The 12,089-nt window shown below is 38.7% G+C and carries 11 protein-coding genes; 5 read left to right on the top strand and 6 right to left on the bottom strand.

The window, feature by feature from the left end; all coding sequences use genetic code 11:
- Positions 1-90: 90 nt before the first annotated feature.
- The gene (locus AC1M9P_RS13835) at positions 91-1,302 is read left to right on the top strand and encodes a class I SAM-dependent methyltransferase (protein WP_481587997.1); all 1,212 of its coding nucleotides are present in this window, start codon (positions 91-93) and stop codon (positions 1,300-1,302) included.
- A gap of 21 nt (positions 1,303-1,323) precedes the next feature.
- Positions 1,324-1,752 carry a GNAT family N-acetyltransferase gene (locus AC1M9P_RS13830; RefSeq protein ID WP_481587996.1) on the top strand — a complete coding sequence of 143 codons (429 nt, stop codon included), beginning with the start codon at positions 1,324-1,326 and terminating at the stop codon, positions 1,750-1,752.
- 38 nt (positions 1,753-1,790) lie between these two features.
- Here AC1M9P_RS13830 and AC1M9P_RS13825 read toward each other — a convergent pair whose 3' ends face one another.
- Positions 1,791-2,120 carry a hypothetical protein gene (locus tag AC1M9P_RS13825; protein ID WP_481587995.1) on the bottom strand — a complete coding sequence of 110 codons (330 nt, stop codon included), beginning with the start codon at positions 2,118-2,120 and terminating at the stop codon, positions 1,791-1,793.
- Positions 2,121-2,240: 120 nt separating this feature from the next.
- Positions 2,241-2,894: a LysE family translocator gene (locus tag AC1M9P_RS13820; RefSeq protein ID WP_481587994.1), complete on the bottom strand. Its 654-nt coding sequence runs from the start codon at positions 2,892-2,894 to the stop codon at positions 2,241-2,243.
- Between the two features lie 137 nt (positions 2,895-3,031).
- On the opposite strand from AC1M9P_RS13820, the gene AC1M9P_RS13815 reads away from it, so the two are divergent.
- A complete protein-coding gene (locus AC1M9P_RS13815) occupies positions 3,032-3,499 on the top strand; it encodes an Lrp/AsnC family transcriptional regulator (RefSeq protein ID WP_481587993.1) in 468 nt (155 codons plus the stop codon).
- Between the two features lie 38 nt (positions 3,500-3,537).
- Here the strand turns inward: AC1M9P_RS13815 and AC1M9P_RS13810 are convergent, their stop codons facing one another.
- The 3 genes from AC1M9P_RS13810 to AC1M9P_RS13800 form a co-directional block, all read right to left on the bottom strand.
- Complete coding sequence (locus AC1M9P_RS13810; RefSeq protein WP_481587992.1) at positions 3,538-5,670, bottom strand: 3-hydroxyacyl-CoA dehydrogenase NAD-binding domain-containing protein; 2,133 nt, start codon at positions 5,668-5,670, stop codon at positions 3,538-3,540.
- Positions 5,671-5,681: 11 nt separating this feature from the next.
- Positions 5,682-6,887: an acetyl-CoA C-acetyltransferase gene (locus AC1M9P_RS13805; RefSeq protein ID WP_035267939.1), complete on the bottom strand. Its 1,206-nt coding sequence runs from the start codon at positions 6,885-6,887 to the stop codon at positions 5,682-5,684.
- A 753-nt stretch (positions 6,888-7,640) separates the two neighbouring features.
- Complete coding sequence (locus tag AC1M9P_RS13800; RefSeq protein WP_092768523.1) at positions 7,641-8,651, bottom strand: AraC family transcriptional regulator; 1,011 nt, start codon at positions 8,649-8,651, stop codon at positions 7,641-7,643.
- A 210-nt stretch (positions 8,652-8,861) separates the two neighbouring features.
- Here AC1M9P_RS13800 and AC1M9P_RS13795 point away from each other — a divergent pair, with 210 nt between their 5' ends.
- Positions 8,862-9,980 carry a CaiB/BaiF CoA transferase family protein gene (locus AC1M9P_RS13795; protein WP_481587991.1) on the top strand — a complete coding sequence of 373 codons (1,119 nt, stop codon included), beginning with the start codon at positions 8,862-8,864 and terminating at the stop codon, positions 9,978-9,980.
- Between the two features lie 131 nt (positions 9,981-10,111).
- Positions 10,112-11,107, top strand: a complete 996-nt coding sequence (locus AC1M9P_RS13790; protein ID WP_481587990.1) for a DUF2804 domain-containing protein — start codon at positions 10,112-10,114, stop codon at positions 11,105-11,107.
- A gap of 55 nt (positions 11,108-11,162) precedes the next feature.
- Here AC1M9P_RS13790 and AC1M9P_RS13785 read toward each other — a convergent pair whose 3' ends face one another.
- On the bottom strand, positions 11,163-12,032 hold the full coding sequence (locus tag AC1M9P_RS13785) for a metal-dependent hydrolase (RefSeq protein WP_481587989.1): 870 nt from the start codon (positions 12,030-12,032) through the stop codon (positions 11,163-11,165).
- Positions 12,033-12,089: the final 57 nt, after the last annotated feature.

The following is a 12,089-nucleotide window of genomic DNA, read 5'->3' as shown; positions in this document are numbered from 1 at the left end:
ATTTAATTATACATCTGTATCGTAATTGAATTTTGCTTTTCGCGTAAGACGCATTAAAATTTAATAGCATTTCTTTTTTTGGCACTGTTTATGACCGTTTCGGCATCTTCCACCCCGCAAGAGCAACAATTTCTTGAAGCATTTCATCAAGCATTAGCTTCTCAGCGTTTTGATCGTATGATTCTGAGTCAATATCAGGGCGAGATAGAAGCTTTAGAGAAGATGACTTTACGCATGATTCGATTACAAGATGAATGGATGCTGAATGTTCTGTATCGCTTTAAAACTCAAGATGTGACCAAAAATTTTCCAATTGATGAAGCTGATCCGTTGGTGAGTAAATTGGTCAGTGAATGCAAACAAGCCAATCTTTTTACATTGGACAGCGAGTTACAGCTCAAGAAAAATAAGAAAAAAGCGATCTTAACTCAAAGTAAAAAGGCTTCAGTCTCCAAGATCATTGAAAAATCACATGACCGTCAAAAACACCGTTTTGTTGAGCAAGAAAGTTATTTTCTTCAACCGTTGGGTATTACGGATCAAAAAGAACAAATTATTCCAAGCATGGCGCGTAAGTGGAAACAGATTAATAAATTTGTTGAGATTTGCTCAGGCGCATTAAACCAAATTCAAGTTGATCAGCAGCTCAACGTTGTCGATTTTGGCTCAGGTAAAGGTTATCTCACCTTTGCACTGTATGATTACTTACAAAAAAATGATTACAATCCTTATGTTACAGGTGTGGAACTGAACGAGAAAATGGTTCAATTCTGTCAAGATGTTGCCCGTAAATCAGATTTTAAGCATTTAGATTTTTTCCAAGGAGATGTACGAACTTACTCGCCTGAAAAACTCGATGTCATGATTGCGTTGCATGCCTGTGATGTAGCGACTGATTTTGCGATTCATACCGGTATTCGATTGAATGCGCAAATGATTATGTGCGCGCCGTGCTGCCACAAAGAGTTAAGACCTCAAATGCAAAGTCCCTCTGTACTAAAGCCAATGTTGCAGTTTGGTATTCATGAGGGGCAACAAGCTGAAATGCTGACAGATACAATTCGAGCGCTATTGTTAAAAGCCTATGGTTACGAGACAAAAGTTTTTGAATTTGTGGCTTTAGAGCATACCAGCAAAAATAAAATGATTTTAGCCACCAAGCGAAAAGATTTTAACGCACCAGATCAGCAAGTGTTAGATCAAATCATTGCATTAAAAAATATGTATGGCATTCAAAAGCACTCATTAGAGTTGCTTCTAAAAGGTGAGTGGGAGCAACAAAATATTGGTGAAAAGTGCTAACACCCCTTTGGGAATTAACACATGAGTAATGTCTTCGATGTTCAAGTAGGTTCATGGTCGCAATTAAAGTGCTACGCGATGCAGATACGAGAGCAAATATTTATTCTGGAACAACAAATTTCACCTGAAGACGAATGGGATATGGAAGATGAGACATCGATTCATTTCGTTGTTTTCCATAAAGGTGAGGCAATCGCCACGGCTCGACTACTTCAAAACCATAGTATTGGAAGGGTAGCAGTCATAAAGGCTTATCGAGGAAAAGGTGTTGGGTTTGAGCTCATGAAATTTATAATTGAGTCCGCTCAAAGGGAAAAGCGACCAACCTTGAATCTTTCTGCTCAAGTTCATGCATTACCATTTTATCAACGTTTAGGGTTTGAGCCCCAAGGTAAGGAATACTTAGATTGTGGTATTCCTCATGTTTATATGACGATGCAGCTTGAATAAAAAAACGGAGCCAATGCTCCGTTTTTTCATAACAAATATCAATGACTATGTGAACCTGATTCACCATCATGTTTATGACTGTGTTCGCCCATTGCTGCGTGTTCTTCTTCAGTCATATTGTGTTCAGTTGCACTAGCTTGAGCAGCTTTGTTGGCTTCGATTTTTGCTGCTGCTTCTTCAGACATCACAGGTGATGCTTTGAATGCATGATGTTCACTGGTTTCTGTTCGTTGTTTACTTGGCATATAGTCAGGTTCATTTTCAATGGCTACATAGAAAATCACCATAAATATAATACTTAAAATGATCGCGATAATTAGCGCTTTCCAACCCCAAGGAGATTTTTCTGGTGAAGAATGATCAGTCATAATGCTATACCAAGTTGGGTAAAATGAATCTGAGAATATGTTACTTTATAACACAGAATAGAAGTATAGAAATGTTCACAACAAAATATTGTTGTATTTATAAGCATATTTTAATGATCACTATGTAAAAGCTGAAATGTTCGAATAGATCAGGCTTAGTGATATAAATGCCATAATTGATGCTAATAATTTCATAATGATATCCATTTTTCTTTGAGAACATAAATATTTCATAATGATGATAGCCAAAGAAATATACAGTCCTCCAATCAAAACTAAGACGAACATTGTCGCGACATATACACTAAAGATCTGCTCTAAACTGAACATGGTATTGGAGGAAAGAAATGGGGGTAATAGTGCAATGTAAAACGTCATCGTTTTAGGATTGCTCATTGTGACAAGTAGGCCTTGTCCATAGGAGGTTTTGTAAATTTTTTTATTTGTCGGTGAAAAGTTGAAATGATTTTGTTTCATTTCACGGACATTGGATGCCCAAATTTGTATTGCTATGTATAGTAAATAAAATGCACCAATGATGATAATGATCTGAATAATTTTAGGATTTATAAATTGGTGAAGAAATTTAATAAAGATAAGAGATAAGGTTAAATATAAGAAATCACCTGTGATTAATCCAAATAGAGTAAACCAGCCATGCATTTTGGTATTTTTAATTGTATTAATCAGAATTGTGATCATACCTGGCCCGGGTACAGCGGCAGCAATAGTCAGAGCTAAAACATAAGTGCAAAAGTTTTGTTCTACAAACATGGATATCTTGTTATTTGTGAAGGTAAGAACATTTTCAATTAAATACAAAGCACAAAGTGATCGTTTTCGTTTGTCTTTTCTACTGATTGAGGTATATCCTTTCTATAAATAAAATAAAAAAGGTTAAAATTTTCATTATGAACTTAGATAGATTTGACAAAAAAATTTTAAGACTACTTCAGCAAGATTCAAGAGTGACCAATCAAATACTGGCGGAACAAGTCGGTATTTCTCCATCACCATGTTGGCGTCGTGTTAAACGATTAGAAGACGAAAAAATTATCAAAGGATATGGTGTTAACCTTGATAGAAGAAAAATTAATTTGGGTGTAATGGTCTTTATACGAGTGTCAATTGATAGACATAGTGAAGTTGAAGCCAAAAAATTTGAAGAAAAGGTTCTAGAGTTAGATAACGTAGTCGCTTGTTATAGTATTGGCGGAGATGCAGATTTTTTGCTTCAAGTTGTGTCTCGAGATCTCGATACTTATGCAGATTTTGCTATGAAAACAATTAGAAGACTCCCTGGTATCAAGGAAATGCAGAGCATGTTTACGCTCAAAGAGATTAAGACTTTTAAGGGATTTCCAGTTACTTTAGATTGAAAAAACCTCTCCGAAGAGAGGTTTTTAATTTATATCAATCAGATTGATTGACCAGACTGAACTTTGTCCTTAAGGAGTTGAGGTGCTTTAAAACGCTCACCATACTTCGCTTCAAGCTGATTCGCGCGCTCAAGCGCTTGTGCGAGTCCATATTGATTGAGGAACTGTAAAGCACCGCCAGTCCAAGGGGCGAATCCTATGCCAAAAATAGAACCGATATTTCCATCAATGACAGACTCTAAAACTCCCTCCTCCAAACAGCGCAGCGTATCCAAGGATTGAACAAATAGGAAGCGATCAATCATTTCTTGTTCAGAAATATCTGTTTCTTTCGTCCAATGGTTTAAACCATCCCAAAGGTATTTTTTACCACTTTCTGGATATTCATAAAAACCAGCACCAGCAGCTTTGCCTTTACGCCCAAATTCATGGATCATTTGCTTTAAGACATCTTCAGCAGGGGAGTGTGGTAAATCTTTGCCTTCAGCCTGAAGCGCTTTACGCGTTTCATTGGTCACATGCTCAGACAAGGTTAATGCGACTTCATCTTGGATTGCTAATGGACCGACTGGCATACCTGCTTTTAAAGCAGCCATTTCAATTTTGGCTGGATGTACTCCTTCAGCCAGTAGACGTAAACCTTCGTTGACAAAAGTACCAAATACGCGGCTCGTGAAGAAACCACGACTATCATTCACAACGATAGGTGTTTTTCCAATTTGTTGAACATAATCATAGGCTTTAGCTAGTGTCTCAGCTGAAGTCTCTTTACCTTTAATAATTTCAACCAACTGCATTTTATCAACAGGGCTAAAGAAATGCAGTCCAATAAAGTTTTTCGCATCTTTACTTGCTGTTGCGAGACCTGTGATCGGTAAGGTTGACGTATTAGAAGCCATCACACCGCCGTCAACCAAATATTGCTCAGCTTCTTGAGTTACTTTGGCTTTGAGTTCTTGATTTTCGAATACAGCTTCAATGATTAAATCACAGCCTTGTAAATCGGCTGCATTCGCTGTAGGGGTAATGAGAGATAAAATTTGTTCGCGCTTTTCAGCAGTCATTCGACCTTGTGAAACACGTTTATCTAACAGTTTTTGACTATATGCCTTACCTTTTTCCGCATTTTCAATCGATACATCTTTAAGGACGACTTGAATCCCCTTAATCGCTGTCGAGTAGGCAATGCCAGCCCCCATCATTCCAGCGCCTAAAACGCCTACTTTGGTCGCTTGCCACTTTGTAGGCTCTTTAGGGCGGCTTTCACCTGATTTGATTGCATTCAGTCCATGCCAGAAAGTTCCAATCATGTTTTTCGCAACTTGACCAGTTGCCAGATACGTAAAATAGCGAGACTCAATAGTTAATGCAGTATCAACATCTACCTGAGCACCTTCAACGGCAGCAGCCATAATGGCTTCAGGGGCTGGATAGCAACCTTTTGTTTTATCACGCAGCATCGCTGGTGCAATTGCAAGGACTTGAGCCACTTGAGGTGATGATGGCGTACCACCTGGAATTTTGTATCCTTTAACATCAAATGGTTGTTGAGATTTTGGATTTGCTTTAATCCAAGCAATCGCTTTATCCATGAGCTCTTGTTCAGAATCAGCCGTATCTTGAATTAAGCCTAGAGATTTTGCTTTTTCTACACCAAATTGTTTACCTTCCATCAGGAAAGGAAAAGCATTCTGTAAGCCGAGCAGTCGTACCATACGCACGATACCACCGCCACCTGGTAACAAACCTAAGGTAACTTCAGGCAGACCAAATTTCGCTTTAGGATCATTCAATGCAATACGAGCATGACAGCCTAATGCGATTTCCCAACCGCCACCGAGAGCTGTTCCATTTAATGCAGCGACAACAGGTACACCCAAGGTTTCAATATAGCGGAATTCCGCTTTCATTTTTTGGATCATGCCAAAGAATTCAGTGGCGTGTTCTGGCTGAGCTTGAATCAACTCATCCAAATCACCGCCTGCAAAAAAGGTTTTCTTTGCAGATTTAAAAATGATACCTGTAATGCCAGATTCGGCTTTCAGTTTTGCTACAGTCTCTTCCAAAGCAACTCGGAAATCTGCATTCATGGTATTGGCAGACTGATTAGGTGAGTCTAAGGTGAGAATAACAATGCCATCAGCATTTTTTTCAAATTGAATTGCACTCATTATTCTTCTCCTTATACCAATTCAATGATCGTTGCGATACCCATACCACCACCTACACACAGTGTAGCCAAGCCACGTTTTTTACCTTGACGCTCAAGTTCATCGAGCAACGTACCTAAAATCATGGCACCTGTCGCACCGAGTGGATGACCCATTGCAATTGCACCACCATTTACATTGACTTTTGCAGGATCGACATTCAGTTCATTAATAAAGCGCATTACTACAGCCGCAAACGCCTCGTTCACTTCAAATAAATCGATATCATCAATGGTTAAGCCAGCTTTTTCCAAAGCTTTGCGTGCCGCAGGTGCTGGACCAGTTAACATGATTGTTGGATCAGTTCCGACAAGCGCAGTTGCTAATACTTTGGCACGTGGTTTTAAGCCTTGTTCTTGAACCGCTTTTTCAGATGCAAGTAGAACAACAGCAGCGCCGTCTACAATGCCTGAAGAGTTTCCTGCATGGTGAACGTGATTAATCTTCTGAGCTTCTGGATATTTTTGTAATGCGACTGCATCAAATCCCATACCGCCCATCATTTCAAAGCTTGGATTTAATTTGGCTAAGCCTTCAACGGTAGTCGTTGGTTTGATGAATTCATCTTTATCTAAAACGACAACACCAGCTTTATCTTTTACTGGTACAACTGATTTATTGAAGTAACCATTCGCTTGAGCCGCTGCTGCTTTCTTTTGTGAATCTGCAGCAAAAGCATCTACATCAGCACGAGAGTATCCATCTAAAGTTGCGATTAAATCAGCACCAATCCCTTGTGGAACAAAGGTAGATTTCAGGTTTGTTTCTGGATCGAGTGCCCATGGCCCACCATCGGAGCCCATTGGAATACGCGACATTGACTCTACACCACCTGCAACGACAACATCTTCCCAGCCTGAACGAACTTTCTGTGCAGCAAGATTGACAGCTTCTAGTCCTGAAGCACAAAAACGGTTGATTTGAACGCCTGCTACATCATCATTCCAGCCTGCTGCAATTGCAGCAGTTTTAGCGATATCACCGCCTTGATCACCAATTGGAGTTACACAACCCAGTACGATGTCATCGACTTTAGAAGTATCGAGTTGATGGCGAGTTTGAAGTTCATTTAACAGCGTTGTGAGTAATGTGATTGGTTTTACTTCATGTAAAGAACCATCTTTTTTTCCTTTTCCGCGTGGTGTGCGAATGGCATCGATGATGTAAGCCTCGCTCATAATAGTTCCTTTTTTATAGGTTGAAATTGTTATGGTGTTTTGAGTGTAGATGATCTATGTGATTGTGCAATGACGAGAACGGATGAGTCGTTTGATATTTTTGGTCACTGAAAAATTAAATGTTTTAGATTGTGAAATGAAAGTTTTTGACGAATTAAAAAACAAATTTGTATTGCGAATGCTTTGATTATAATTTTGCTATATCAAATCTTTGGCGTTTGATATGGCAAGCTTTACACCATAAGAACCTTCATCATCTTCATCAACATACCAACCACCGTTAATTACAGCGGGCACTTTTTTATTGATAATCTGCCCTTTCAGTTTTTCAGCTTCTAATTTTCTTAAATAGGCAACTGTTAATCCGTTGATTTCAACTTTGATCGCATTTGAATCGTATTGGTTAAATGGTTCTGACAGAACATGAGCAGTACATTCATGAAATTTAGATACAGCTTTTTTTTGACCAGCTATTTTGAGTAAGTTTTATTGATATGCATTTTCTCCGACAATATTATAAGTGTACCGTATATCAACTTTAGGTCCATAACTGTGTGATTTTACACTTTAAAAATAAATTGTTATTCCAATCAAAATTGATTTCAGGATTGCAGTAAGTGTCATCTTATTATTCCTTTAAATATTCCGAATAGTTTAATTTCAACTTGAATATTTTTGCAAAATCAATAAGCACTTAAATCCATATGTAAAAAAAAGCCTGAACAATGTCAGACTTTTTTATGTTTGACTAAATTAATGATAACCATGTAATTGACGGTATAAGCCTGGTGTGACACCTGTCCACTTTTTAAATGCTCGGTGGAAGGTACTGGTTTCACTAAAGCCGACTTGTTGTGCCACATCTTCTAAAGTTAAAGATGGGTTTAACAGTAAGTGAATTGCGGCGTCTCGACGCAAAGCATCTTTCACACCTTGATAGCTCTTACCTTCAGCAGCTAAGCGACGGCGAAGCGTCTGTGGTGATAAATAAAGCATGGCTGCAACATCATTTAATGTTGGCATTTCTTCACCAATTTGGCTCTTCAATACTTCACGAATACGTGATGTGAGCGAATTGGTATTTTTGAATTTCACCAACAGTTTCGCTGGAGCACCTTTTAGAAATTCTTCCAAGGTGTTTTCATCTTGGCGAATTGGAAGATCTAAGTAGTCTGCAGCAAATGTGATTTCAGTACGAGCTGAATCAAATTGGATTACTGGCGCAAAAAATAACGCATCATATTCATCTGCATGTTGTGGGCGTGGATATGAAAAATGTACACGCTCTAAGGGGATGCGACGCTCAATGAGCCACGATGCCAAACCATGCCAGATCATGAGCATACTTTCAGTAATGAAATGGTCAGGATCCATTGTTTTTGGAATGAGTGGAACTAAGCGTGCTTCATGCTTATCGCGCTCTAAAGTCACAGACCACTCATCACCAAATAACTTGTAGAACTGTGATGATAACTCAAGCGCATCACCTAAAGTTTTGGCATGTATGATCAATTGACACATGATCGCAAAGGTCCCTAAGCGACGTGGCTGGATATCAAAACCAACGTGTTCATCTTGGGTGACCATCCACAGCATTTTAACAAAGCGTGTGTACTGCTCAGGAGAAATACGTGCTTTAGGTTGGCGGAGTAGTTCAGCTTCAATGCCGACATGTGAAAGTAAAGTGTCAACATCCATCCCTAGACGTTTTACCCCAGTCAGGGCTGCATTCACAAAATGGATACTTATCGTATCGCGACTCATGTTAAATCCTTCAGTCTCTTTGATGTTCACTGCTACTTGACCTAAATGACACAAAAAATAATTTAATTGGCAATTATCACTAGAGTAATTGCTCTTTTACATCATAAATTGCCGAAATGATCAAGGTAAATGGCTGAACATGACATTGTTAATCTTGTTTTATATTTCTATTATGGGTGAAAAATCAACATATTCTTGGTGAAAATAACAATGACAGCTGCATTAAAGGGATTGAAAGTTTTAGATTTTTCCACATTATTACCCGGACCTTTTGCGACTTTGTACTTAGCAGATCTAGGGGCAGAGGTAGTCCATATAGAGTCACCAAATCGACCAGACCTTGTCAGATTGTTGCCACCTTATGCAAATGGTCAAGCCACAGCGCACAGTTATTTGAATCGCAACAAGCAGTCGATTGCCCTAGATTTAAAAGATAGTCAGAGTATTGAACTCATTAAATCAAAAATTTCAGAATACGATATCGTCATTGAGCAGTTCCGTCCTGAAGTGATGCGACGTTTAGGACTCGACTATCAAACTTTATCTGAAATAAACCCACGTCTGATTTATTGTTCAATAACAGGATATGGGCAAACAGGTCCTTATAAAGATAAAGCGGGACATGACATTAATTATGTATCGCTCTCAGGGATTGCTGGGCATTCAGGTCGGCAGAAAAGTGGACCACCACCGATGGGGATTCAAATTGCTGATGTCGCAGGAGGTTCTTTACACGCAGTGATTGGCATTTTAACAGCCGTGATTGAAAGGCAACGGAGTGGTTTAGGTCAATATATTGATATCTCTATGACGGATTGTGCGGTGACCTTAAACAATATGGCTGCGGCAGCTGTACTTGCAGGTGGACAGAATCAGTACCCTGAAAATGAACATCTGAACGGGGGGACATTTTATGACTACTATCAAACGCAAGACGGGCGCTATATCTCAATTGGGAGTCTAGAGCCTCAATTTATGACAGGTCTGGCAACTATATTAGAACTGCCTATCTTATTGGAAAAAGGAACTTCATTTGATGTTGAAGATCGAAAAGCAGTCAAGGCTGCGATCGCTGATAAAATCAAGGAAAAAAGTTTTGATGTATGGCGTAAAACATTTTCTGAATTAGACGTATGTGTAGAACCTGTGTTAAATCTAGATGAAGCTCTGACGTCAGATTTGGCTCAACAACGTGCTTGGACAGTAGATGTACCTCTAAGGAAAGATGCAAATGAGGTAGAAAAACAGTTGGCTTGTCCAATTAAATTTTCAAGATCCAAGGCACAGTATCATTATATCGGCCAAACACTGGGTGAAGGGAACTGGTAGTCAAAGTATTGAATATATGAGAAAAAAGAACCGATCTTTATCGGTTCTTTAATTTATGCTGTCACACAGTAAATGAAATACTTTAGACTAAAGTCTATAATTGTCATGGAATGAAATTAGGCTGAGTCCCAATGGATTTAATTCAAGTAAATGGTCAACCGCGCTATGGGCGTTTTACAGAATTGCCAAGTGCAATTTCTGTTTCAAAATATATTTATAAAACGCCATATGGCAAAGTGCTCAAAGGGTGGAGAAAAAAACTTAAATATAAGAAATTTAAGTTTTGTAGTATCCAACATGAGCATTACAGCATTGGGATGGCTATCGTCGATATCGCTTGGGCGGGACATGGTTTCATCTATATTTATGACCATAACACCGGACAAGTCGTCGAGTGGAATGCGATTAATGTATTGGCACACAGTACGGTTCTAGATGAACAGCCACTATTTAATCATAGCCATTTTCAACATGGAAAAATCCAACTCGATATTCAACACGCCAATGGTGTTCGTTATATCAAAGTGATCAAACATGGTGAAGAAAAACTGTCTGCACGAATCTTTTGTGCTGGAACAGATCCTTTGTCGATGTGCAGTCCTACTGGGATTAATGGTTGGACCTATACTCAGAAACTAACTACATTGGCCGTTGAGGGGTATTTCATTAATAAACAAAAAGAAAGAATCGAATTTAACTCACGAACTTTTGCTTCGCTTGATGATACTTGCGGTTTTCTAAGACCTGAAACGGCTTGGTTTTGGCTATCTTCAAATTTTTGGGATGCGCAAGGAAACCGTGTGGGTTTGAATCTTGCCTCTGGTGTGAATGAAAGTTTTGGGAATGAAAATTGTTTGTGGATTAATGGGCGCCTTTATGCGTTGACGGATGTTCTTTTTGAAATGCAAAATGATCAGATGTGGACCATACGATCTATGGATGACAAATTACAATTGACCATTGAAACAGGTTGGCGCCGTTATGAAAATCTTAATCTTAGAATGGTAGGCAGCCAGTTCAGTCAGTGGCAATCTAAAATTACGGGTTTTATTATTTCAGATGATGGTCAGCATATTGAGCTTAATCAAGAGTATGGACTATTAGAGCAACATTACGCTAAATGGTAATGGCGTCATAACAACAAAAAAGTCCGATTGATCGGACTTTTTTTTACATTCTTTTTTATATCGCAGCTTGCCAAAAAGCTTCACCTGCTTGAATTGGATCTTGAGTTTCAGCGAGCGTATCAACCCAAACTTGGTATTGATGAATAATAGGGTGTTGGTTTGGGTGGAAATCAGGTTTAAACCAGTCTAAATATTCTCGTTTTTTTGCCGTTAAAATGCCATCTTTTCCAAGCAACCATTTCAAGCCTTGAGCAAACATTTTTAACCTTTCAATTCGAGTAAAGCCATCTTGTTTGAGAAGTCCATGTGTTCTTTGCATGGTAAATCCAAACATCATAAGCGTAACTAAAACCAAGGCGGTATAACGTGTAAGGTTTGAAGTCTGCGCTACCTCGATCATGACATCATAAGCTACATCGCGATGTTCCATTTCTTCAATACTATGCCATGCAAATAAACCACGGACAAAAGGATGTGCATGGGCCATCGTACTTTTATGACTGAAAAAGGTCGTTGCCATTAAAGCGGTTAAGTGTTCGCATGAAGCGGTGATCGCAATATTAAAACGATCAGGATACCTTTTTAACGCATGTTTGAAACGTTGATTGACTTGATGAATATATTTTTCAATTGGCATACCTTGCTCAATTAAAATTTTATTCATTTTGTCATGGGCAATACCGTGTTGCGCTTCTTGTTGAATAAAGTCTTTCGCACGTTTGGCTAAGACAGGATCTTGAATATGCGGTTGAAATAGTCGGACACACTGTATGAAATATCGTTCTCCATCTGGAAATGTCAAACTCAAAGCATCAAATACACGTGTTTTAAAAGGATCGTTGTTAAACCAAAATCGTGGTACTTCGTTAAGTCGGAAATCAAGGTGCTTACGAATCACTGGATGGTATGTGGTAATTGCATTCATTTTATTTTTATCACTTATGCAGAAAGAACAAGTATGTAAAAAAATCACATTGAGGTC

It is taken from the genome of Acinetobacter sp. 25-47-122 (assembly GCF_056779695.1).
The sequence above is the reverse complement of the archived record's forward strand: the minus strand, read 5'-3'. Positions and strand labels throughout refer to the sequence as shown.